This is a genomic window from Pseudomonas quasicaspiana, from assembly GCF_021147825.1.
GTDB lineage: Bacteria > Pseudomonadota > Gammaproteobacteria > Pseudomonadales > Pseudomonadaceae > Aquipseudomonas > Aquipseudomonas quasicaspiana.
This window is the reverse complement of record NZ_JAGTPI010000028.1, coordinates 1-24,674: the sequence shown is the minus strand read 5'-3', so window position 1 is coordinate 24,674 and position 24,674 is coordinate 1. Positions and strand designations below refer to the sequence as shown.

Below are 24,674 nucleotides of genomic sequence, written 5' to 3'. Positions count from 1 at the left end.
GCCATTTATCCTCGGATGGCCCAGAAAGCCAGGTTCAGCCCAGGGAAATCACCGGCTACATGGAAAGCAAAGCCACCGGAATTCATCAGCTGTTTCCAGTGTTCACTGCCACGGTCCAGTTCGTAATAGGTGGAGCCTGCGTGATACGGAATCTGGCGAGGCGCAACCGGCAATGGCAGCAGGCCGATGCCCGGCAGTTGCAGGTTGACCAGATCCCGGATGTGTTCAACCGAACCGACTTTGCTCTGTTGGGCAAAGCGGCCGCGCAAGGTTTCGCCCGGCACGTCGGCGCGGACGACAAGAATGAAGCTGGCGCTTTCGATCAGGCTGCGGTCGGCCAGCATGGCGACATGAATACCGTAGGCTTTCTCGACAATCGGAATCGGCGTGGCTTTGCTGTCGATCAACATCGACAGGGCTTCACGCAGGGCGTGCATCACCGGGGTGAAGCTCAGCGCCAGATTGTCATGCTGGTACGGCGGATACTCCGCTGGGCGACGCTCGGCCACGGAGAACGTCGCGAACTCTCCCGCCAGGCTGACCAGTTCGCTGAACAACCGCTCGGGGTGCAATGGACTCAGGTGAGCGAGGTGCTGGATCAGGGGCTGAGCCCGATTGACCAGTTGCAGCAGCATGAAGTCAGCGATCTCCGAGGCTCCGCCCGCGCCGGACGCTACCACGCGCCCGGCCAGTGCTTCGCCGCGCTGATGCAGCAGGCCCAACAGCTCGCTGCGAAACGCGCTCAAAAGGGCGCTGGCCGCGATATCCAGCACCGGCGGGATGTAAGTGTCATCCAGCACCAGCGCCCGGTCGGCACGTTTTTCCTTGATTCGCACCATGCCGATGGCTGCGTAATCACCCAAGCCATCCTGTGCGGTCAGCAAGCGCAGCGCGCGGGAGCCAATGGCTACCGGTGCGCGGTTCTCAAACGGCGCATTGTCATCGCGCACTTCGCGCACCTGGCTGATGTAGCGCGCCGCGCCGGGTTCTTCGCCTTCATCAACCGTGTCGCGAGCGCCCGCGCGACGCAGTGGCAAGGCCAGGTAAATCAGCCCGTCACGTAGATTGTCATCAATGCTCAGCGGGCTCGGTGCCAGGTCATCCTGAGGGATATTGAATGGCGTCCCGTCCGGCAACAGCCCACGGGCCGAGATGATTGCGAGTTTGCCCTGTGCAAGCAGGCCCTGATCGATCAATAACTCGGAGAACCCCCAGGCACCGGCTGACAATGGCCGACTGCGGGCATCGATGAGGTTTTCCAGGTAACGGTCATGCTGCTGGAAATGCTGTGTTCCAATGAACATGCCTTCCGACCAGACCACTCGATTGTTCCAGGACATGAGTTCTCCGATTGCCTATTGAGCGGGACGGGTTGGGATCGCGGCATCGGTGCGTATGGCTCGCACGTCGAGGCTGATCTGATATTCGCGGCGTTGGCCGGGGGCGACATCAAGCACCGCACGCCATTGCGCCTGGTCTATTTCGCGGTAACCGACGACGAGCCCGACATGACGGGTTGCAGGATCAAGCGGGCGCTGGATGCTCAATTGTTCGCCGGGCTGCAGCAGCACTTCGTCCTGATCAATCAGGTCAGGACCGAGCGTCGCAGGTGCACGCTCCACCAGGCCAAAGTAATCGGCGCGGGTGAAGTTAGCGGCGTTCTTGAGCTCAAAAATTCGCACTCGAACGGGTGCTGGCTGGCCGCTTGCGCCGGGATTGAGGCCGGCGATCGCCTGGAAATTCAACGTCAACGCGTTTGCGCCCGGCGCTGCGTCTGCAGAAGGTGGAGCGTCTTTGGCACAAGCGGCCAGCAGCATGATGAAAAGAGCTGCTACAGCACTACGAAACATCCTTTTTTCCTCGATATCCAGGGGCGTTGTCTGTTGCCGAACACGTTGTTACGGACGCCGCAACCGGGCGCTGTGCTCCTCGTAGGCGCGGCTGAACTCGCAACCGAACAGGTCTTGAAAATCATCCTCCGCCTCGCGGGAGATATTGCTGTAAAGCTCGCTGAACTGCTGCCAGTACTGAGCTTGACGCGATCCGGGCAGGAGATTTGAAAGCCCGCCGGGTTTACTCATCCGCGCTTCCAGTTCACTGGGTTCAAACCGTTTGAGCAGGTGTTTGATTGCGGCCTCGACGCCTGCCATGACGGCCAGTTGATGCGCGCGCAAATCGTCGAAACTGTCGCTGATTGCCTGGTCCGGTGGCATGAAAGCCTGATTGCCATGGCGCAGCAGGAGCAGCAGCGCTTCATCGGCATTGGGCGCGAACTTCAGCGGGTTGTTTTCCACCGGGCGGATCATGGTTTGCTGCATGCGGAACTCACCCTTGAGGCTGGTGCGCGCGCGCAGTACATCGATCAGGCCTTCAACCATCAACCGATAACTGCGGCCGATGGCTTCCATTTGCGCTTCGGCTTGAGCGTGATCGATGCGCAATTGATCCAGCCCTGCGCCGCGCAGAAAAGCTTGCAGTAATTGAGGTTGGGCGTGACTGGCGGCAGGTTCTGTAACCGGGGGGGGCGTCGGTTGCTCCTGGGCCGGGACGGGCGCAGCAACGGCCACAGGAATCGGCGCTGGCGGGATTTCTGGCACAGGTTCAGCGCTGACTGCCGCTGGCCTGGCTGGCGCAGGCATATCTGCAAACAGGTCCCAGTCTTCCGGGATTACCCCTGCCGTGGGAGCAGCGGGCGCAGGTGTTTCGAATACAGGAACGGGAGCCGCAGGCGCATGGGTGGCTGTCGGCGGCCGGAAGTCATGTCGTTCAGCTGGCACATGGTCCGGCTGAGTAACCGGCGGGACGGCAGACGGCGCCAGAAAGTCGAACAGGTCGGGCAGGGTATCGAACGAAGACGAGCCCTGAAAACCTGACGCGCTCGGCATGTCCAGCGGTGCAGCAGCGGGGACGGGCGACGACGGAGCCTGCTGGCGACCCATCAGCGCTTCAAAGCTGTTTGAGGCGTCCACGTTGCCGAGGCCGGGTTCCATCATTTGCAGATTGAAATCAATGCGTGCCTGTATTTCGTATTCGCCAATCCGGATAACTTCGCCGTCTTGTAATGGCTCACTGTTTCCACGGCGCAGCCTGATGCCTGCATTGACCAATTCAACGCCATTGGTGCTGTTATCGGTCAAATAATAACGGCCGTCTTTATATTGAATGACGCAATGTCTGGCTGAAACGAGGCGTTCAGGATCAGGTAATACCCAATCATTATCCGTGCTGCGCCCAATCGCTATCACGCCTTTGTCCATTGATTTTTCGGGACATTGGCCTGGCGTTATCTTGTGATAACTCGTAATGGTCAAACGCAGCGACATCGCGCCTCCTTGCATGCATCGCGAACAAAAAAACGGAAAGGTTGTTTCTGCGACAAAACGATTACAGTTTGATCAAAACAGCAAAAATATCCCTTTATATCGGCCATTTCGCTGAAATTCCGCGATTGTAAACACACCTTCATGGATGTCGTACAGATTGTGACCGTAGGGTTCAGTGGGATGCCAGTCCGGTCACAACTGTTTCACAAGCTTTACAGCTTACCTTGACATTGGCTGTTTCCTACACCAAAAATGCACAACTTATAAAATAATGGTGATGTCGACGTGACATCACAGATCGTACGCTTTCAGCAAAGTTCCGAAGTTACCCGGAAGAATTTATGCAAAGTGATTGCGATATTTTCGTAACTATTCCCGGACCTCGATAGGGAGATCGATTTGGTGGATGTTCCGTTGTTACTCGCCGCTGTTTCCGCGAACTCTCCGTGTGGCGAAGACCTGGAATATGACGCCGATTTTTTGCAGTTGGAGCGCGACGCACTCGGCAAACCCGAGCGCGTCATGGGCGATTCAATTCAGCCCGCCGAGCCGCCCCAATGGCGCAAGATCGAGCAGTCCAGCACCGCTCTCCTGCAGCGCAGCAAAGACTTGCGCATTACCCATTTCCTCCTGCAAAGCGCCCTTGCCCTCGACGGCATCAGCGGCCTGAGCAACGTCCTCGTTCTGACTCGCGATTTGCTCACGCAGTACTGGACCGATCTTTATCCGCAGCTCGACGCCGATGACGACAACGACCCGACCGTCAGAATCAATGCTCTGGCCGGTCTGACCTGCGACACCAATATCCAGCTGCTGCGTGAAAGCATCCTGATCCGCTCCCGGGCGTTCGGTCCGATCAGTCTTCGCGCTGCGCTGAATGCCGCTGGCCTGCAGCATTTTGGTGATGAACGCCTGACGTCCGATGAATTGGCGGGCGCACTGCAGGACGTAGACGCCGAGCAGTTGGACGGTATTCGTGCCGCGCTGGGGGCTGCTCGTGACGCCGCTGAAGCCATCGAACAGATAGTTTCCGAGCAAGTGGGGTCGGCTCAGGGTGTTGATCTTTCAGCCTTGAAACAGCCACTCAAACAGGCGCTGCAAGTGCTGGGTGAAACTGCCGTTCGCAGCGAGTTCGAGACGCCGCTCACAGAATCAAACGAACCTCGCGAACTTTTCAGTGAAACCAGCGCTCCGATTTCGGCCCGTTCTTCAGGGACGATCAGTAGTCGTGAGGACGTGTTGCGCAGTCTGGATCTGATACTCGGTTATTACGCCCGTCACGAGCCTTCGAGCCCGCTTCCGGTGTTGCTGAATCGCGCAAAGCTGTTGGTGAATGCGGACTTCGCAACCATCGTGCGCAATCTGATTCCCGACGGCATGAACCAATTTGAAAATCTGCGCGGACCCGAGGCCGACTGACTCGTAATCGAGTTGTTCTGGCCCGAGTTACGCAACACCGTTACCGGCACCGGCCGATGACGCTAACACCGTCGCATCAGCGACCAGGAGGAGCAACGTGGCGAACAGCAGTTCTCAGAAATTCATAGCGCGCAACCGCGCGCCACGGGTCCAGATCGAGTACGACGTAGAGCTTTACGGTGCCGAGAAGAAGGTCCAGCTGCCGTTCGTGATGGGCGTGATGGCCGATCTGGCGGGCAAACCTGCCGAGCCGCTGCCAGCGGTTGCCGATCGCAAGTTTCTGGAGATAGACGCTGATAACTTCGACTCGCGTCTCAAGGCGATGCAGCCACGCGTTGCGTTTCATGTGCCGAACGAACTGACCGGTGAAGGTAACCTGAGTCTGGATATCACGTTCGAAAGCATGGACGACTTCAGTCCGGCTGCCGTTGCTCGCAAGATCGATTCGCTGAACCAGTTGCTCGAAGCCCGCACCCAGCTGGCCAACCTGCTGACCTACATGGACGGCAAGACCGGCGCCGAAGAAATCATCATGAAAGCCATCAAGGATCCGGCGTTGCTCCAGGCCCTGGCCAGTGCGCCAAAGCCTCAGGACTCCGAGCCCAGTGCTTAATCAGGACAAATGATCATGACCGATTTGATGCGTGACAATCAGGCGCCACAGGGCTCCACTCAGGAAACCAGCGAGTTTGCTTCGCTGCTGATGCAAGAATTCAAACCCAAGACCGAGCGTGCTCGCGAAGCGGTTGAAACCGCCGTGCGGACCTTGGCCGAACACGCTTTGGCACAGACTGACCTCATCTCCAACGACGCGATCAAATCGATCGAGTCGATCATTGCGGCCATCGACGCAAAGCTCACCGCGCAGGTGAATCAGGTCATCCACCACCCGGAATTCCAGCAAGTGGAAAGCGCCTGGCGTGGTTTGCATTACCTGGTCAACAACACCGAAAGCGATGAGCAACTGAAGATTCGCGTGCTCAACATCTCCAAGCCGGAATTGCACAAGACCTTGAAGAAATTCAAAGGTACGGCCTGGGACCAGAGCCCGATCTTCAAGAAAATGTACGAAGAAGAATACGGCCAGTTCGGCGGCGAACCTTACGGTTGCCTGGTAGGCGATTACTACTTCGACCAGTCGCCGCCGGATGTCGAGCTGCTGGGTGAACTGTCAAAGGTCTGTGCAGCCATGCACTCGCCGTTTATTGCGGCCGCATCGCCTACCGTAATGGGCATGGGCTCGTGGCAGGAACTGTCCAACCCGCGTGACCTGACCAAAATTTTCACCACTCCGGAATACGCCGGCTGGCGCTCGCTGCGTGAGTCCGAGGACGCACGCTACATCGGCCTGACCATGCCGCGCTTCCTGGCACGTCTGCCGTACGGTGCCAAGACTGATCCGGTAGAAGCCTTCGCCTTCGAAGAAGACACCGACGGTGCCGACAGCGCCAATTACACTTGGGCGAATGCGGCCTACGCCATGGCCGTGAACATCAACCGTTCGTTCAAACACTACGGCTGGTGCTCGCGGATTCGCGGTATCGAATCCGGTGGTGAAGTGCAGAACCTGCCTGCACACACCTTCCCGACCGACGATGGCGGTGTGGACATGAAATGTCCGACTGAAATTGCCATCTCCGACCGTCGCGAAGCCGAACTGGCCAAAAACGGTTTCATGCCGCTGCTGCACAAGAAGAATACGGATTTCGCCGCGTTCATCGGCGCCCAGTCGCTGCAGAAGCCTGCCGAATACGACGATCCGGATGCGACCGCCAACGCCAATCTTGCAGCGCGTCTGCCTTACCTGTTCGCCACGTGCCGTTTCGCGCATTACTTGAAATGCATCGTGCGCGACAAAGTCGGCTCGTTCAAAGAGAAGGATGAGATGCAGCGCTGGTTGCAGGACTGGATCCTGAACTACGTCGATGGCGACCCTGCGCACTCTACCGAGACCACCAAGGCCCAGCACCCACTGGCTGCGGCCGAAGTTGTCGTGGAAGACGTAGAAGGCAATCCAGGTTACTACACCTCGAAATTCTTCCTGCGCCCGCACTACCAGCTCGAAGGTCTGACGGTATCGCTGCGTCTGGTTTCGAAGCTGCCGTCGGCAAAAAGCGCCTGATTCAGCAGTTATCGCAGGACCGGCTTTGACCGGGAGTCAGCACTGGCTGCTTCCCCCCAAAGCCGCTCCTGCGTCGTAGACCAAACGGCGCTGCCGTTTTACACAAAACCAGTGGCCATCGCCACATCAGGAGAGAACATGGCTGTCGATATTTTCATCAAGATCGGTGACATCAAGGGCGAGTCCATGGACAAGGCCCACAAGGACGAAATCGACGTGCTGAACTGGAGCTGGGGCATGTCCCAGTCCGGCAACATGCACGTCGGCAGCGGTGGCGGTGCTGGCAAGGTGAACATTCAGGACCTGTCGATCACCAAGTTCGTCGACAAGTCCACGCCAAATCTGATGATGCTGTGCAGCTCCGGTAAACACATCGACAAGGTCACGCTTACCGTGCGCAAGGCCGGTGGTGAAAGCCAGGTCGAGTACCTGATCATCAACCTCGAAGAAGTGCTGATCACCTCGCTGAGCACTGGCGGCTCGGGCAGCGATGATCGTCTGACTGAAAACGTGACCCTGAACTTCGCTCAGGTTCTGGTCGACTATCAGCCACAGAAAGCTGACGGCACCAAAGATGGCGGCGCGGTCAAATACGGCTGGAACATTCGTTCGAATACCAAGCGTTGATCGCAGGCGCCCCCGTTCAATCGGGGGCGCAACTTCACGTTCGATCTTTTGCCGGATGCCTGAATCATGGCCAAGCCTTCGTTTATCAATCTGTGGAATGGCTATCCCCCGTATCCCGGGCCAGCTGCGTGTGACGGGCCGTGGTCCAATCAGTGCGCCATTCGGATGAGTATCGCGCTGTGCGCTGAGCGAACTCTGCCGGTCAATTCGTCAACCTATACCGAGCCGCGCTGTGCTCATGGTCATGCGCGTGGGGCTGAGTCCCTGGCGAACTGGCTGTGGAAGAAGAAGCAGCTTGGGCCGCCAAAGATTTACACCAACAGCCCGGCTGACCGGCTCAGCTTGATTAACAAGACCGGGATCATTTTCTATAAAGATTTCTACTATCAGCCCAACGATCCAGACGGCAGTCCGAGCGGTGACCACATCGACTTGTGGAATCGTGGTCTAACTGCAAGCAAGGGCAGTGACTACTTCGTTCGCGCCAAGGCTGTCTGGTTTTGGGAGCTGAACTGATGCGCCTGTTCGCCGGGTTCACGTTGCTGTCTGCCAGCCTGCTCAGCCTCACTGCATGTGCAGCTCAGCCGTCTGCCACCAGTAGTAGCACGCTGACGACGGCCGAAATTGCCGGTCAGCCTGCCCATCTGAGCGACGGGCAGGGCCGTTGCGTCCTGACTCGCAAAGGAAGCGCAGCGCTAACGCTGGATATGCAGTGGCCATGTCGCTTCAGTGAAGATCGGCAACACAAAGTGCGAGTGGAGGATTTTCGCAAGGCACTGATCGTCATGGTCGAGCGTAGCGAGCCTATGCCGCCGCCAAGTACTGATTGCCTAACCGATTTACAGCCTGTTCGCTTCTACAAGGGCAAACTTGAGGCCGCGCCAGTGAGTCGGATTGCCGCTTGCGGCCCAGGCTTCTGGGATCAGAAAACCTTTACCTGGCAGTTCGACTGGTGAGCGACCTGACCCTGCGCGAGCGCCTGCAACCATCGTTGCTTGATCGCCTGACAGACCACGACCCGAGTAACCCTCAGGAAAGCGCCGACAAACGCGTGCTGTCCTTGAGTCAGCTCAAGGCTTCAGTGCTGCGCGACCTGGCGTGGTTACTCAATACCACGTCACTGCTCGATGGCGACGCGACGCTCAATACACCAGCGGGTACTTCTGTGATCAATTTTGGCTTGCCAGCTTTGGCGGGCAACAGTGCTTCGAGCATCGATATCGGCGCGCTGGAAATACTGATACATCGCGCCATTGCGACGTTTGAGCCGCGCATCTTGCGCAACACCCTGCGGGTGAGAGCGCGGGTCGGGCAGGGCGAGATGAATCACAACGCCCTGAGCTTCGAGATCGAAGGGGACTTGTGGGCCGAGCCGGTGGCCTTGCCGTTGCTGCTGCGCACCGATCTTGATCTCGAGTCAGGGCACGTCACCGTAGCGCCTGCCGAACAGCGGAGACGCTCATGAATCCGCGCCTGCTCGCCCTCTACAACCAGGAGCTGCAGCACGTACGCGAAAGCGCGGCGGAGTTTGCCAAGGAATACCCGAAAATCGCGGGTCGTCTGACGCTTTCGGGTATGGACTGTGCCGATCCCTACGTGGAACGCCTGCTGGAAGGTTTCGCCTATCTGACGGCGCGGGTGCAGCTGAAGCTCGATGCGCAATACCCGACCTTCACGCACAACCTGCTGGAGATTGCCTACCCCCATTACCTGGCACCGACACCGTCGATGACCGTGGTGCAAATGCAGGCTGATACCGACGAGGGTTCTCTGGCCAGCGGTTTTACGCTGCCGCGAAACAGTGTCCTGCGCGCGGCCCTTGGCCGTGACTCGCAAACTTCCTGCGAATACCGCACCGCTCACGCCGTCACGTTGTGGCCGTTGCAGGTCAGCCAGGCAGAGTATTTTGGCAACCCTTCGGCGGTATTGGGGCGTCTCGCGGCGAGCGAACCCAAGGCCAAGGCGGGCTTGCGCATTACCCTGCGCACCGGGGCCGAGCTGGCCTTCAATAAGCTGAGCCTGGAAAGCCTTCCGCTTTACCTCAACGGGGTCGATGAGCAGCCGTTCCGTCTTTACGAGCAACTGCTGGGCAGTGCCTGTGCGGTGTTCGCTCGTCAGCCCGGCAGCGACTGGGTCGAGCGACTGCCCGCAGATGCGCTGCGCTCCTGTGGTTTTGATGACCGTGAAGCTGCATTGCCGGTCGTGCCCCAGGCGTTTCAGGGCTATCGGCTGTTGCAGGAATACTTCGCCTTGCCGCAGCGTTTTCTGTTCGTCGAATTCGCTGAGCTGACCCGTGCCGTACAGCGTTGTGACGGACAGGAACTGGAGCTGATCATTCTTTTTGATCGCTTCGACCAGAGCCTTGAAGGCTCCGTGGGCCGCGACCAGTTTGTGCCGTTCTGCTCACCGGCCATCAATCTTTTTCCGCGTCGCGTGGACCGTATTCACCTGTCTGATCGGGTCAATGAGCACCACGTGATTGCTGACCGCACCCGGCCGATGGATTTTGAAATCCACTCCCTGACCAGCGTAACGGGCCACGGCACCGGGCCGGATCAGCCTTTTCTTCCGTTCTACGCCGTGCGCGATCCCTCGCGTTATGGCCGCGATAAAGCGTATTACACGGTACGGCGCGAGCCGCGTGTGCTGTCCAGTGAACAGCGCCGCAACGGCACCCGCTCGACGTACGTTGGCAGCGAAACGTTCGTCAGCCTGGTGGACGGTCAGCAGGCGCCTTATCGCCAGGATCTGCGGCAACTGGGCGTCAGCGCCTTGTGCACCAACCGCGACCTGCCGCTGTTCATGAGCGTGGGCAGCGGCAATACCGACTTCACGCTGGCCGACAGCGCGCCGGTGTCCGCAGTACGTTGCCTGACCGGCCCGAGCCGCCCGCGGGCCAGTCATGCCCACGACAACAAGGCCTGGCGTCTGATCAGCCAGCTATCGCTCAATTATCTTTCACTCAGTGAGCAGGGCCAGGGTGCTGCGGCGCTGCGTGAACTGCTGCGCTTGTATGGCGACAGTAACGACGCCGCACTCCAGTTGCAGATCGAAGGCCTGCGAGAGGTCAGCAGCAAAGCGGTAACCCGCCGACTGCCGATGCCCGGGCCGATCGTGTTTGGCCGTGGGCTGGAGATCACACTTGAGTTTGATGAAAATGCGTTTCGAGGCACGGGCGTATTTCTGCTCGGTGCCGTTTTCGAGCGCTTCCTGGCACGTTATGTGTCGATCAACAGCTTTACCGAAACGGTGATTCATACCACCGAACGCGGTGAGATCATGCGATGGAAAGCCAAGCCCGGACGCCGCCCAACTCTGTGAGCACGATAACGTCAATGCAGAGCGAGCCCTGGGAATACGATTTCTTCCAGGCATTGCGACGTATCGAATGCGAATCCCCGGACCTGCCCAGATTCGGCCATTCGTTGCGCCTTGCAGATGATCCATTGCGTCTGGGGCAACAGCCCGATTGCGCCTTCGCACCGTCGACACTGGCGTCTATGAGCCCGGCGGAAGACGGCAAAGCTGCGCGGCTGGAACAGTTTTTCTTTGGCCTCGGCGGCCCCAACGGTCCATTGCCGCTGCACATCACCGAATACGTGCGCGAACGTCAGCGCAATAACGGCGACAGTGCCAGCAAACGCTTTCTGGACGTGTTCCACCATCGCTTGCTAAGCCTGTTCTACCGCGCCTGGGCAGAAGCCAGCCCGACTGTCAGCCATGATCGCCCTGACGACGATTACTGGGCCGCACGCCTGGCTGCCTTGAGTGGGCGCGGTATGCCGAGCCTGCTGGAGCAGGGGCTGATTCCCGATACGGCAAAGCTGCATTACAGCGGTCATCTTTCGGCTCAGACCCGTTACCCCGATGGGTTGCGGGCGATCCTCTCCCACTATTTCGGTTTGCCGGTGGAGATCGAGGAGTACGTCGGCCAATGGCTGGAGTTGCCGGAGCGCAGTCGCGTTGGCGTGAGCGGTCATCAACTGGGCGTCGATTTTTGCCTGGGCAGTCACGTCTGGGACCGTCAGCACAAATTCCGCATTCGCCTCGGGCCGCTCAAGCTCGACGATTACATGGGCATGTTGCCCGACGGTGAACCCTTTAAGGAGCTGGTGGTCTGGGTCGCCGAATACCTCGGGCATGAGCTGGACTGGGATCTGAACCTGGTGCTTCAGCAGCCCGAGGTTCCGAAATTTCAACTCAACGGGCGCCAGCGGCTGGGGTTCAACACCTGGCTCGGTCAGCCACAAACAGACGCCAAGGACTTGATTCTGGCCCGGCACTACGCCGAGCAGGCCACGTCAGCACAACTTTCAAGGAGTAATGAACATGGGTGAAATCAGTCGCGCCGCGCTGTTTGGCAAACTCAACAGCGTCGGCTACAAGGCTATCGAGGCCGCTACGGTCTTCTGCAAGCTGCGGGGCAACCCGTATGTGGAGCTTGCCCACTGGTTTCACCAACTGCTGCAACTTCAGGACTCGGACCTGCATCGCATCATTCGTCAGTTCAATGTCGAGCCTGCGCGCCTTGCCCGTGACCTCACCGAAGCGCTGGACCGCCTGCCGCGCGGCTCGACGTCTATCACGGACCTGTCTTCGCAAGTCGAAGAGTCCGTCGAGCGTGGCTGGGTTTACGGCAGCCTGATGTTCGGTGAAAACCAGGTGCGCACCGGCTATTTGCTGCTCGGCATTCTCAAGACTCCCAGCCTGCGTAATGCCTTGCTGGGGTTGTCGTCCGAGTTCAACAAAGTCAAAGTCGAAACCTTGAGTGAGCGCTTTGACGAATACGTCGGTGATTCGCCGGAAAACGCCCTGAGCGCCAGTGACGGTTTCAATGCCGGTGCCGTGCCGGGCGAGGCGAGCGGTGCCATGGCCCCGAGCGCCATGGGTAAGCAGGAAGCGCTCAAGCGTTTTACGGTCGACCTCACCGAGCAAGCCCGCAGCGGCAAACTGGACCCCATCGTGGGGCGCGATGAGGAGATCCGCCAACTGGTCGACATCCTCATGCGCCGTCGCCAGAACAACCCGATCCTCACCGGTGAGGCGGGCGTGGGTAAAACCGCCGTGGTCGAAGGTTTCGCCTTGCGCATCGTAGCCGGGGACGTGCCGCCGTCGCTCAAGGACGTCGAGTTGCGTAGCCTGGACGTCGGCCTGCTACAGGCCGGGGCGAGCATGAAGGGTGAGTTCGAGCAACGTTTGCGTCAGGTGATCGAGGACGTTCAGGCGTCGCCCAAGCCAATCATTCTGTTTATCGACGAGGCCCACACCCTGGTGGGTGCTGGTGGTGCGGCGGGCACTGGCGATGCCGCCAACCTGCTCAAACCGGCCTTGGCCCGCGGCTCCTTGCGAACCGTCGCGGCGACGACGTGGGCCGAGTATAAAAAACACATCGAGAAAGACCCGGCACTGACCCGTCGCTTTCAGGTCGTGCAAGTTGCCGAGCCTTCGGAAGACAAGGCCCTGCTGATGATGCGTGGCGTGGCATCGACCATGGAAAAACACCATCAGGTGCAGATTCTCGACGAGGCCCTGGAGGCTTCGGTCAAGCTGTCTCACCGGTACATTCCCGCCCGTCAGTTGCCGGACAAATCCGTCAGCCTGCTGGACACCGCTTGCGCTCGCGTTGCGATCAGCCTGCATGCGGTACCGGCTGAAGTCGATGACAGCCGTCGCCGTATCGAAGCGCTGGAAACCGAGTTGCAAATCATCGCCCGCGAGCATGCCATTGGCGTGGATATTGGCGCGCGGCAGAGCAACACTTCTGAGCTGTTGAGCAGCGAGCGCGAACGTCTGCTGGCGCTTGAAGGTCGCTGGGCGGAAGAAAAAGCACTTGTGGATGAGTTGCTCGCGACCCGCGCCCAATTGCGTGAAAGCGCGGGCGTTGTCGACAGCGATGCAGGCCGCGAAGCCCAACCCGAAGCCCACGCCGGATTGCGTGAGCAACTGGTTGATCTGCAAAAGCGCCTGAGCGCATTGCAGGGCGAGACGCCGTTGATTCTGCCCACTGTCGATTATCAGGCGGTGGCTTCAGTGGTTGCCGACTGGACCGGCATTCCAGTCGGTCGTATGGCGCGCAACGAACTTGAGACCGTGCTCAACCTTGATAAGCACCTGAAGAAGCGCATCATTGGTCAGGATCACGCCCTGCAGATGATCGCCCGACGCATTCAGACCTCCCGTGCAGGGCTCGATAACCCCAGCAAGCCGGTAGGCGTGTTCATGCTGGCCGGTACATCGGGCGTCGGTAAAACAGAAACCGCGCTGGCGCTGGCTGAGGCCATGTACGGCGGCGAACAGAACGTCATCACCATCAACATGAGCGAGTTCCAGGAAGCGCACACCGTTTCGACCCTCAAGGGTGCTCCTCCCGGCTATGTCGGTTATGGCGAAGGCGGCGTGTTGACTGAGGCCGTGCGCCGCAAGCCTTACAGCGTGGTGCTGCTTGATGAAGTGGAAAAAGCCCACCCTGACGTCCATGAAATCTTCTTCCAGGTCTTCGACAAGGGCGTGATGGAGGACGGCGAGGGCCGGGTCATCGACTTCAAGAACACCCTGATTCTGCTGACCACCAATGCCGGTACCGAGCTGATTTCACACCTGTGCAAAGACGTGCAGAATCTGCCCGACCCCGAGGATATCGCCAAGGCTCTGCGTCAGCCGTTGCTGGAGATTTTCCCGCCTGCGCTGCTCGGTCGTCTGGTAACGATTCCGTACTATCCGCTTAGCGACACCATGCTCAAGTCGATTACCCGCCTGCAACTCGACCGGGTCAAAAAACGCGTTGAAAGCACCCACAAAGTCGCGTTCGATTACGATGACGCGGTGGTCGACCTGATCGTTTCGCGCTGCACCGAAACCGAAAGCGGCGGCCGGATGATTGACGCGATTCTGACCAACACCCTGCTGCCCGACATGAGCCGAGAATTCCTCACCCGCATGCTCGACGGCAAGCCCATGGCGAGCGTGAGCATCAGGGCGCTGGACGGCGAATTCGATTATCAGTTTGGCGATGCCAACTGAGCGTGCGAGCGCTAGCTAACTACTCTGGCTATTTAACGGAATAAACCATGCTGTTCACCCAACTCACACGTCTGGCACAGATCAACAGCCCGCTCGGGCCGGATGTGCTGCTGCTCAAGAACATGGGCGGCGGCGATGAGCTGGGGCGGATGTTTGATTACACCCTGCAGCTCACGTCCACAGATGGCGCCATCGACCTCAATCAGTTGCTGGGCAAACCCATGAGCCTGTCGCTGCGCCTGGACGACGGCAGCCAGCGCTACTTTCACGGGATTGTCGCGCGTTGCAGTCAGGAGGTTGGCCAAGGCCAGTTCGCCAGCTATCAGGTTACGTTGCGCCCTTGGCTGTGGCTGCTGACGCGGACGTCCGATTGCCGGATATTCCAGAACCAGACCATCCCGCAGATCATCAAGCAGGTCTTTCGCGACCTGGGCTTCTCGGATTTCGAAGACGCGCTGAGCCGCCCCTATCGGGAGTGGGAGTACTGCGTCCAGTACCGCGAAAGCAGCTTCGACTTCGTCAGTCGCCTGATGGAACAGGAAGGTATTTATTACTTCTTCCGCCATGAAAAAGACCGCCACGTGCTGGTGCTTGCCGATGCTTATGGCGCACATCAAAACGCACCGGGTTATGCCTCGGTGCCGTATTTCCCGCCTGATGGTCAGCACCGCGAACGCGACCACATTAACGACTGGCGTCTGGCCCAGGAAGTCCAGCCGGGCTCGCTGGAGCTTAACGACTACGACTTCCAGCGTCCGTCCGCCAGCATTAACGTGCGCTCGGCCATGCCCCGGCCCCACACGGCAGGCGATTACCCGCTGTACGACTACCCCGGTACTTACGTGCAAAGTCAGGACGGCGAGCATTACGCCCGCACGCGCATTGAAGCGCTGCAAAGCTTGCATGAGCGCGTCGAACTGAGCGGCAACGCCCGAGGCCTTGGCACAGGGCACCTGTTCAGCATGACCGGCTTTGGTCGCGACGATCAGAACCGCGAATACCTGATCGTCGGCGCGCGCTATTACGTCGCTCAGGAAAGCCACGAATCCGGCGCAGGCTCCGCCGGTCCACAATTCGAAAGCGCCCTGACCTGCATCGATGCCCAACAAAGCTTTCGGCCGCTGGCCAGCACCTCAAGGCCCATCGTCAAAGGCCCGCAAACCGCCATCGTCGTGGGCCCCAGCGGCGAGGAAATCTGGACTGACCAGTTTGGCCGGGTCAAGGTGCATTTCTACTGGGACCGGCACGACCAGTCCAACGAAAACAGCTCCTGCTGGATCCGCGTATCTCAAGCATGGGCGGGCAAGAACTGGGGCTCGATGCAGATTCCACGGATCGGTCAGGAAGTGATTGTGAGCTTTCTGGAAGGCGATCCGGACCGCCCGATCATCACCGGTCGCGTGTACAACGCGGAACAGACCGTGCCCTACGATTTGCCCGCCAATGCGACCCAAAGCGGCATGAAAAGCCGCTCCAGCAAGGGGGGTACGCCTGCTAACTTCAATGAAATCCGGATGGAGGACAGGAAGGGCGAGGAGCAGCTGTTTATTCACGCGGAAAAGAATCAGGACATCGAGGTCGAGAACGACGAGACCCACTGGGTGGGCCATGACCGAAGTAAAACCATTGATAACGATGAAACTGTTCACGTCAGGCATGACCGCACCGAGACGGTAGATAACAACGAAACAATCACGGTGCATGCCAATCGGAGCAAAACGGTTGATCGCAACGAGACAGTAAAAATAGGCATGAACAAGTCTGAAACCATCCTGATGGCTTCTTTGCAGAACGTCGGCCTGGGGCGCATGGAGAACGTGGGACTGGGCTATAGCCTCAATGTCGGCATGATGATGAATACGTTTGTCGGCCTTAACCAGACGACTCAAGTGGTCAAGAAAAAAACGCTATCGGTGGGTGATAGCTACAAGCTGAGCGTCGGCGGCAGCGATGATGGCTCGACTATTACGATGGATGGCAAGAGCATCAAGCTGGGCAGTAAAACCATCGAGATCACCGCTGACCAGGAAATCCGACTGACATGCGGTCAGAGCACGATCCGCATTACTCCCTCCGAAATAGAGATACTTTCACCGAATGTCGACATCAACTGCTAGCTCAATCACCACCGTGTATTCAGGCAATGCGTCGAGGCTTGACGGTGTCAGCCTGCTTTTCCAGACAAGGACATCGGCATGAGCGGTCTTCCTGTTTCTCACGTGGGCGAAAAGGTATCCGGAAATGTAATCGCTACCGGATCTCCGACGGTTCACGTCGGTAGCTCCGGCGTCGGGATGGCCGACCGGGTCTCTGCATGTGTGCCAAATGTCGGCCAGCCGGTCAACCCGATGCTGGGCTGCAAGCTGCTGCCAGAGGAGGTGGATTTTGCGTTGACCGCCCCCGACACGTTCAGCTTCGGGCGTGGCTACCTGTCCAGCAATCCTCGAGTGAGCAAGCTGGGGCAGGGGTGGTCGCTCCCAGGTGAAAGTGTCACGCTGGAGCTGGATGCCAATACCTGTGTGTTGATCGATGTCCAAGGCCGCCGCATTACTTTCCCTGCGCTGGAGCCCGGCAAAATACACTATTCGGGTAGCGAGCAACTCTGGTTGCGCCGAGGTGGCGTTTCATCGGAGCAGCCATTGTTTTCGCCCTGGAAGGGGCGTTGGTCGCCCGTCCCACCGGCGATGCAGGCCAGTGAAGCTGCCGTTCTGCTGCTGGCGGGCAACAGTTATCTCTGTTTTATGCGTCAGCCTGATGGAGTATGGCGTCTGCATTCAGCATTTGGCCGCAGCGGTTACCTCACTGAGTTTGGCTGGAGTCGCAGAGGTTTTCTCGCCAGCATCCGTGACAGCGCTGGACGTAGCTATGGCCTGGTGTATCAGCAGGTATGCGCGCCACAGGCCGGTGACGACGGAGTGCGTCTTTGCGGTGTGATTCTGGCTAATACAGACGGCCCTATTCCGGAAAGCTTCGATCCTCAGGCGCTGGGTAATGATTGGCTGGTGCGCTACGAATTCAATGAAGTGGGCGACCTGATAGCCGTGCGTGACCGTTCGGGCGAACGGGTGAGGGTGTTCGCGTGGAACAACCACATCATGACTGCACATGGCGAGCCGGGCGGTCAGGAAGTGCGTTATGAATGGGACACGCATCTGCCGTCGGGGCGAGTGGTCAAGCAAAGTGAGGCCGAGGGACTGGTTCGCGAATTCCGTTACTACGCGGATGCCACCGATGTTATCGATAGCATGGGGCGTGTTGAACGTTACGAGTTCAGCGGCAGCGATGGTGAAAGGCGCTGGACTGCACTGGTACGCGCCGATGGCAGTCGTACGGAGTTCGAATACGACCTGTTCGGTCGGCTGGTTGTTATCCGTGACCCGCTGGGCCGAGAGTCCCGTCGTCGGCTTGATGGTCAGGGGCGAGTCCTTGAAGAGGAATCGCCCGGCAAAAGTCGATACCGCAAGACGCTGGATGAAGAGACCGGTTTACTCAACGAACTTGTTGATTCCATGGGGCGCAGCTGGCGTTTTGAACGGGATACTCGCAGTAATCTGACACGCGCGACCGGTCCGGGTGGCACGACTCTCTACCGCTACGATGATTCGTCTCTGCCTGATCGCCCCACGCAAGTGATCGACAGCAAGGGGGGCGTGAAAACCTTTCAGTGGAGTCGCCTTGGCCTGCCTGTCAGTGTCACGGACTGCTCTGGCCAGACATATCGTTATGAGTACGATCTGGAGGGACGTCTCATCGCTGAAATCGATCCGGCAGGTCAGGTCTCGCGCCGTAGCTACGACCTTCTCGGCCAGGTCACTGGGCTTTCATTTCCCGATGGCGCGAGTCTTGTTTACCGCTATGACAAGCAGGGACGGCAAACCCATATGGCCGATGCCCAGGGGCATTGCACGCAATTCTTCTGGGACAGATACGGACGACTGTTGCGCGCTGTGGACTCAGCAGGGCAAGAGCTGAATTACCTTTACGATGCTGCTGGTCGGCTGTGCATGCTCACCAATCAGAATGGTGCCAAAGCGCGTTTTGCCTGGGATGAGCTGGACCGGTTGGTCGAAGAGAACGGTTTCGACGGGCGTCGTCAGCAATATCGCTACAACCTTGCTGATGAGTTGGTGGTGCGCATTGATGGCGAGCAGCGTGAGACCCATTATCAGTACAACCTCGATGGACGTGTGGTCAGCACGAACTTCCCGGCCACTGCAAACGCTGCGGCTTTCAGTGAACACTACAGCTGGTTGGCGGATGGTCGTCTGGCAAGTGTAAGAGGGCCTGACTGCGAAGTGCGTTTTGCCTATGACGATGCTGGCAATCTATGCCTTGAGAGTCAGATCCATGCCGATGGCTGGGTCTACAGCGTTCAACACCAGCACGACGAATTGGGTAAGCGTGAAAGCAGCCAGTATGGCGACGCGCCTCTGGTTAAATGGCTTACCTACGGGTCAGGTCATTTGCATGGCGTGATGGTTGAGCAGGTTGAGCTCAGCTTTGAGCGCGATGCTTTGCACCGCGAAAAACACCGGGACGCCCGACTCAAGGGCAAGCCGCAAACCTTATTTGATCAGCAGCGCGATTACGACGCGTCAGGGCGGCTTGCTCAAAGCAAGCTGACCCGGTCCGGTGCAGATGGCTGGCAGCGCAGCTATCGCTATGACTTGCTCGGACAATTAACGCAGATTGACGACAGCGTCAGTTCTGCCTTGAAGTACCAGTACGACCTGAGTGGAAGGCTGGTTTCCAGTCGCCGTGGCAATACCGTAGAGCAGCTTTACCGTTTCGATCCGGCCGGCAACAGGCTAGATACTGCTGGATTGCAGGGTGCCGAAAAGCTCTTGCAGCATGAGCATAACGAGCTCTATCGCTCGGGTTATACCGATTCCCAACGCTCGGCGCTGGCTCAAGGCGTAGATTCGTCCTGCTTGGGGAACCGTGTTGAGGTCTTCCAGGGCAGCACCTATCGTTACGATGCGTCGGGGCATCTGATTGAGCGCAAGGACTCTGACGGTCAGCGACTCTTGCTGGCCTACGATGGTGCCAACCGTTTGATCCACATGCTTCGCCAGCGTCCCGATGGGGAACATGTCGAAGCGCGCTACCGTTACGATGCGCTATCCAGACGTATCGCAAAAACTGTACGCGAAGGTGCTGAACAGCAGCGGGTTCGCTACGGCTGGGACGGCGAGCGGCAGTGTGCAGAAGCCTTCGAAAGGCTGTTGCGCACCACCGTGCATGAACCTGAAAGTTTTGTCCCCATGCTGCGCATTGAACAATCGTGCGAGCCTGACACGCCAGAGTTGCTGGAAATTCGTCGCGCCATGGCGGCAGAAGATCAGCCTTTGCCTGCGCAGTGTCATCCTGTATTGGGTGCGCCCAGCATCAGCTTTTTCCACACCGACCACATCGGTACGCCGCTGCAGTTAAGCGATCAGGATGGTCAGGTGACGTGGCAAGCTCATCCTGATACATGGCGAGGGGTGACGGAGGAAACAGGCTCTACCGACCAACCCATCCGTTTTCAGGGACAGCATCACGACGATGAAAGTGGTCTTTATTACAACCGCCATCGTTATTACTTACCTGAAATAGGACGTTACGCCAGCCAGGACCCCATCGGTTTCAGGGGTGGCCCCAATGCCTATGTCTATGCATTGAATGCTCCCTCCGTCGCCTATGACCCAAGCGGGCTGATTGTGCCGCTGATTATTTTAGCCGGTGCTTTCCTTGGCCGCGCAGCACTGGGCGCGACCATCGAAGTGGGGATGCAGGCGGGTAAGCAGTTGCTGGGTCAGGTAAAAGATAATTGGGATAATGATCGCGACCTGATGGACTTTAAGTGGGGGTGTATCGATATTAATTGGAAACATGTGGGGGCGGCAGGCGCCTTTGGTGCAGTTGCACCAGGTTTGTTCGGTTCTGCCAAAACGGTCCTCACATCGTCAAAGGCGCTCAAAACTCTGTCCGGCCAAGCTGCAAATACTGCCAATCGTGCTGCAAAACTGGCCGCCCGTAAGGCCGCGCACACCAACACTCTTAAAACCACAGTTGCTACCCAGGCGGCTTGGCAAACCGGCAAAGTGATCGTCAATTGTCCTTTGAAGGATGAAGACGAGGAGTGTCAAAACCAGTGATCAAATACTTTCTGATAATGACGGCAGTCGCCATTCCCGTTGCCTACTTTTATAACCTTCTGGAAAAGTATCTAGGCGACACATGGTTAACGGTTGGGGTGTTTGCCCTGGTACTGATTTCTTTACGAATCGGTCTCTATCTGTACCGTAGGTCCAAAGGCATTAAGGATAATTATCTGGACGAGTGACTTTCCTGGGACTTTTTCTGATGGCGTCTGACTGGAGGCGTCAAACCGGGCTCGCGTAGCTTAATGACCAGGATTTCCATGGTGAGTAACCCCCCTGAATTGCTGGCCGCGCTGGACAAGCTAATCCTGGCATTGAAAAGCACAGGCAAAATGGGGCCTGCGGACTTCTTCTCGAAGAAGTCCGTCGAGCTGCAGGCAGCAGTTACCGCCGATGCTGCGATTCAAGAACTTTCGACCTGTAGTGCAATTGCACAGTATGGTGATTTCACTTTCAGCGAAGAGCGGCTGCTGGAAGAGGTTGTGGATGCAGCGATCAGAAGTCGCAATTAGATTTGCTGAGGCTTCGCTGCTGTAGAACGTTGGCTGAGAAAATTACCGCGGCGGGCCTGAAAGGGAATGGGGCTGCTGTTGAATCACTTGCCCCGCAGATATAGATGGGGTTGCCTAAACGGAGTTTTTTGATTGATCAGCGGAGAATTGAAGGCCTTTGTTGAAAAGGCAGATGGCGATGTCATTCGTGTGAAGGTCAACGACCGCGATCTCTCTGCAGAGCTAGCTGCTGTCGGGTTCTTAGGGGCGCTTGAAGAGGGTGTCTTTGAGCGTTACGTCGCTGATGATGTAGAAAAAGCCAAGGTATTTGACTCACTTCGTTTGCTCCACATCGCTTTCTCCAACGGCAAGGAATGGTGCCCCGCAGAGGTGTTTGAATATCTGCGTGATAAGGCGTTGCTCAGTGGAGAATTTGTCAGGGTTTCGTGGACGCAACCGGGGCAGTATCGGCTTGAGTTTGTTTGATGCACGTCCTGTGAAGAGCCGATTCATCGGGCCCCAAGATCACTGAATTGAAACCCATCCTGTAGGAGCGCACGAGCACCGCGAGGCCGCGATAGCTTTTTGTCAGACCCACCGCTATCGCGGCCTCGCGTTGCTCGTGCGCTGCTACAGGTCTACCGGTTGGCGCGAGACAGCGCGGTGAGCCTGCAAAACAACAAAGCCCGCACAAGGCGGGCTCTGCAGCACTTCAGCATTTACACCAAGGTGTTCTTCTTGATGCTGCCTTCCTGAATGATCATCGCCAGGTTTTCACCTTGGCCCACCAGACACTCGATGGATTCAAGCGGGTTGCCGTCGACCACCAGCAGGTCGGCGATGGCGCCTTCGGCGATGCAGCCGAGCAGGCCTTCGCGTTGCAGGATTTTTGCTGCGACAGTGGTGGCGCTGCGCAGGGCGGCGAGGTTGCCTAGCACTTCGGCGCGGATCTGCAACTCATGGCTTTGGTATTGATGCATGTCGCCCAGCAGGTCGGAGCCATAGCCCATTTCCACGCCCGCTTCTGCGAATAGTTTCAGCGCGTTGCGACCGGCCAAACGCACGTCTTCAATCTTGGCCACGGAGTCAGGCGGCAGACCGGCTTCGGCGCCATGTTTGGCCAGCATCTCGTAGGTGACTTGGGTCGGTACAGCGAACGCGCCTTTTTCGGCCATGAGTTTCGCTGTGTCGGCGTCGACCAGATTGCCGTGTTCAATGGTGCGCACGCCGCACTCGATAGCGCGACGAATCGCCCGTGCGGTATAAGCGTGAGCCATTACGTAAGTATTGGCGGCTTCGGCCTCATCGACGATGGCGCGGATTTCCGCCTCGCTGTACTGCGTGTTGGCAATCGGGTCTGTCGGTGAGGACACGCCGCCCGAAGCCATGATCTTGATCTGGTTGGCGCCTTGTTGCAGTTCTTCACGCACGGCCAGACGCACGTTATCAACGCCGTCCACGACGCGGGCGATAGCGCCAGCGCGGAAGCAGCACGAACACGGCTCGCTCAGCAGCAGCTCCCCACGAGCCCGCATGTCACCGTGACCACCGGTTTGGGACAGCGCTTTACCGGCTGCAAAAATACGCGGCCCCGGCACGAGGCCCAGCGCGATGGAGCGAGCCAGCGCCCAGTCGGCACCGCCCGCGTCACGCACGGTAGTGAAACCGCGATTGAGCATCGCCTCAAGAATCGGCAAGGCGCGGTACATGATGATGGCGTTGGGTTGCAGCGCATTCATGCCCAGGTTGGCGTTGGAGGCCAGCACGTGAACGTGGCAGTCGATCAGGCCTGGCATCAGCGTGCGGCCGTTCAGATCGATGACTTGGGCGTCGGCTTCGGCAGCGTCATTTTGTGGGCGAACAGCGCTGATGCGTCCACCCTCGATCACAACTTCCAGACCTCCCAGCAACTCGCCTTTGTTCAGGTCGAGCAACTGGCCGTTACGCAGGATCAGACGTGCAGCGTTTTGAGTACTCATTGCAGAGCGGCTCCCTTGAAGGTGGCATTGGCGGTGGTCTTGCGGTCGCGGTACAGAAACGCGCCGCAACCGCTGACCACCGCCGCGAACATGATGTAGAAGGCCGGCGCGACGTTGCTGCCGGTGTTGGCGATCAGCCAGGTAATGGTGAACGTGGCAAAGCCGCCGAAGATCGTGACCGCAAAGTTGTAGGCCACGGACAGGCCGGTGGACAGCACGTGAGTTGGCAGCAGTTCGCTGAACGCGGCCAGAATCGAACCGATGTAACCGGCGATCAGCAGGCCCATGACCACTTCAAAGATCAGCAGCGAGGCCAGCCCCGGCATCTGGTTGATGAACAGGAACATCGGATAAGCCGCAACGAAAATCGCCGCCGCCGAACCCAGCAGCCAAGGCCTGCGACCGGTTTTGTCAGCCAGCATGCCGACAATGGGCGTCGCGACGATCAACACCGCGCCGCCCATCATCCCGGCGCTGAAACCGATGCCACTGGGCAGCCCCAGAACGCGGGTTGAATAGGACGGGATGTAGAACAGAATCGCGTAGGTGCAGACCGTCCACAGCACAACCAGCGAGAAGCTGATCAGGGTTTCCCGTGGGTAGGTGCGGAAGACTTCGCGCAGTGGCGATTCGGTGGTTTTGGACTCTTTGTAAACCGGCGTCTCGTCGATGCGGCTACGGATGTAGAAACCGACCGGACCGATCAGCGTGCCGATGATGAAAGGGATCCGCCAGCCCCAGCTTTCCAGCTGTGCTTGAGTCAGGTAGTTCGAGAGGATGGCGCCCAGTGTGGAACCCAGCAGCACGGCGACGCCGATGCTGGCCTGAATCCAGCTGGAGTAAAACGCCTTCTTGCCGTCTGGGGCGTGCTCGGTCAGGAAGGCCGTCGCGCTGCCCATTTCACCGCCCGCGGAGAAACCTTGCAGCAGCCTTGCGAGCACGATCAACACCGGCGCAATCATGCCGATCTGTGCATAACTCGGGGTGATCGCAATGATCAGCGTACCCAGCGCCATCAACAGGATGGTCAGTGAAAGGGCTGCTTTACGCCCGTGCTTGTCCCCATAAACGCCCAGCACAATGCCGCCGACCGGACGCATGAAAAAGCCTACGCCGAAAGTCGCCAATGCCAGTAGATAAGAAGTGAGTTCGCTGTCGGTGGGGAAAAACACCTTGGCGATGATGACCGAGAAGAAGCTGTAGACCGTGAAGTCGAACCATTCAAGACCGTTGCCGATCACTGTCGCGATCACGGCTTTTCGTGCTTTCTGGTTGTGGGTTGGCGTGTTTTTTATAGCGTTCACGTTGAACTCCTGCATGCAAATTACGCAGGGAGTGGTCCCGCGCACGAGTGGGGCAGAGAAGCAATCGGGTGAAACATCGTCAGGGTCTTGTGCCCTTGTAGGCCCGAGAATAACTCGCGAAATTGAATGCGGGAAAACGCTCATTGGGAAGATATGCATGCGCTGGATGCATGCAAGAGGACGTGGATCTGTAGGAGCTGTCGAGCACCGCGAGGCTGCGATATCGGTGCGTCCGACAAATCG

19 protein-coding genes are annotated in these 24,674 nt (G+C 58.4%); 14 read left to right on the top strand and 5 right to left on the bottom strand.

Translation table 11 applies throughout. The annotated features are described in order from the left end of the window. Positions 1-5 precede the first annotated feature (5 nt). Genes tssK through tagH form a run of 3 tightly spaced genes read right to left on the bottom strand, consistent with a single transcriptional unit; the run spans position 6 to position 3,323 of the window. Positions 6-1,340 carry a type VI secretion system baseplate subunit TssK gene (tssK, locus tag KDX30_RS16835; protein WP_122396883.1) on the bottom strand — a complete coding sequence of 445 codons (1,335 nt, stop codon included), beginning with the start codon at positions 1,338-1,340 and terminating at the stop codon, positions 6-8. Positions 1,341-1,355: 15 nt separating this feature from the next. Beyond that, positions 1,356-1,850 (bottom strand): type VI secretion system lipoprotein TssJ, encoded by a 495-nt coding sequence (tssJ, locus tag KDX30_RS16830; RefSeq protein ID WP_099270320.1) that lies wholly within the window; start codon positions 1,848-1,850, stop codon positions 1,356-1,358. Positions 1,851-1,898: 48 nt separating this feature from the next. Continuing rightward, positions 1,899-3,323 carry a type VI secretion system-associated FHA domain protein TagH gene (gene tagH, locus KDX30_RS16825; RefSeq protein WP_231676970.1) on the bottom strand — a complete coding sequence of 475 codons (1,425 nt, stop codon included), beginning with the start codon at positions 3,321-3,323 and terminating at the stop codon, positions 1,899-1,901. Between the two features lie 402 nt (positions 3,324-3,725). Between tagH and tssA the strand changes: the two genes are divergently transcribed. From tssA to KDX30_RS16755, 14 genes are all read left to right on the top strand, one after another. Then, positions 3,726-4,742: a type VI secretion system protein TssA gene (gene tssA, locus KDX30_RS16820; RefSeq protein ID WP_231676969.1), complete on the top strand. Its 1,017-nt coding sequence runs from the start codon at positions 3,726-3,728 to the stop codon at positions 4,740-4,742. Positions 4,743-4,839: 97 nt separating this feature from the next. Continuing rightward, entirely contained in the window at positions 4,840-5,355 is a 516-nt protein-coding gene (gene tssB, locus KDX30_RS16815) for a type VI secretion system contractile sheath small subunit (protein ID WP_099270322.1), read from the top strand. A gap of 15 nt (positions 5,356-5,370) precedes the next feature. Beyond that, the gene (gene tssC, locus KDX30_RS16810) at positions 5,371-6,864 is read left to right on the top strand and encodes a type VI secretion system contractile sheath large subunit (RefSeq protein ID WP_027900004.1); all 1,494 of its coding nucleotides are present in this window, start codon (positions 5,371-5,373) and stop codon (positions 6,862-6,864) included. 138 nt (positions 6,865-7,002) lie between these two features. After that, the gene (locus KDX30_RS16805) at positions 7,003-7,491 is read left to right on the top strand and encodes an Hcp family type VI secretion system effector (protein WP_027900003.1); all 489 of its coding nucleotides are present in this window, start codon (positions 7,003-7,005) and stop codon (positions 7,489-7,491) included. 66 nt (positions 7,492-7,557) lie between these two features. After that, positions 7,558-8,007 carry a type VI secretion system amidase effector protein Tae4 gene (locus tag KDX30_RS16800; protein ID WP_027900002.1) on the top strand — a complete coding sequence of 150 codons (450 nt, stop codon included), beginning with the start codon at positions 7,558-7,560 and terminating at the stop codon, positions 8,005-8,007. After that, positions 8,007-8,447, top strand: a complete 441-nt coding sequence (locus KDX30_RS16795) for a hypothetical protein (RefSeq protein ID WP_122705148.1) — start codon at positions 8,007-8,009, stop codon at positions 8,445-8,447. Before KDX30_RS16800 ends, KDX30_RS16795 begins: the two co-directional genes overlap by 1 nt. After that, a complete protein-coding gene (gene tssE / locus KDX30_RS16790) occupies positions 8,444-8,956 on the top strand; it encodes a type VI secretion system baseplate subunit TssE (protein ID WP_373562239.1) in 513 nt (170 codons plus the stop codon). The genes KDX30_RS16795 and tssE overlap by 4 nt, the downstream gene beginning before the upstream one ends. Beyond that, positions 8,953-10,812: a type VI secretion system baseplate subunit TssF gene (gene tssF / locus KDX30_RS16785; RefSeq protein WP_027899999.1), complete on the top strand. Its 1,860-nt coding sequence runs from the start codon at positions 8,953-8,955 to the stop codon at positions 10,810-10,812. Before tssE ends, tssF begins: the two co-directional genes overlap by 4 nt. Beyond that, on the top strand, positions 10,776-11,828 hold the full coding sequence (gene tssG, locus KDX30_RS16780) for a type VI secretion system baseplate subunit TssG (protein ID WP_231676968.1): 1,053 nt from the start codon (positions 10,776-10,778) through the stop codon (positions 11,826-11,828). The genes tssF and tssG overlap by 37 nt, the downstream gene beginning before the upstream one ends. Then, positions 11,821-14,511: a type VI secretion system ATPase TssH gene (gene tssH / locus KDX30_RS16775; protein ID WP_231676967.1), complete on the top strand. Its 2,691-nt coding sequence runs from the start codon at positions 11,821-11,823 to the stop codon at positions 14,509-14,511. Before tssG ends, tssH begins: the two co-directional genes overlap by 8 nt. Positions 14,512-14,558: 47 nt before the next feature. Further along, on the top strand, positions 14,559-16,628 hold the full coding sequence (gene tssI, locus KDX30_RS16770) for a type VI secretion system Vgr family protein (RefSeq protein WP_231676966.1): 2,070 nt from the start codon (positions 14,559-14,561) through the stop codon (positions 16,626-16,628). A gap of 78 nt (positions 16,629-16,706) precedes the next feature. Then, positions 16,707-20,651 carry an RHS repeat-associated core domain-containing protein gene (locus tag KDX30_RS16765; protein ID WP_231676965.1) on the top strand — a complete coding sequence of 1,315 codons (3,945 nt, stop codon included), beginning with the start codon at positions 16,707-16,709 and terminating at the stop codon, positions 20,649-20,651. Between the two features lie 251 nt (positions 20,652-20,902). Next, positions 20,903-21,169, top strand: a complete 267-nt coding sequence (locus KDX30_RS16760; protein WP_231676964.1) for a hypothetical protein — start codon at positions 20,903-20,905, stop codon at positions 21,167-21,169. Positions 21,170-21,301: 132 nt separating this feature from the next. Then, positions 21,302-21,634 (top strand): hypothetical protein, encoded by a 333-nt coding sequence (locus tag KDX30_RS16755; RefSeq protein WP_231676963.1) that lies wholly within the window; start codon positions 21,302-21,304, stop codon positions 21,632-21,634. A 233-nt stretch (positions 21,635-21,867) separates the two neighbouring features. On the opposite strand, the gene KDX30_RS16750 is transcribed toward KDX30_RS16755, so the two are convergent. After that, a complete protein-coding gene (locus tag KDX30_RS16750; RefSeq protein WP_027899990.1) occupies positions 21,868-23,127 on the bottom strand; it encodes a metal-dependent hydrolase family protein in 1,260 nt (419 codons plus the stop codon). Next, a complete protein-coding gene (locus tag KDX30_RS16745; RefSeq protein WP_371856675.1) occupies positions 23,124-24,431 on the bottom strand; it encodes an MFS transporter in 1,308 nt (435 codons plus the stop codon). Before KDX30_RS16745 ends, KDX30_RS16750 begins: the two co-directional genes overlap by 4 nt. Positions 24,432-24,674 lie beyond the last annotated feature (243 nt).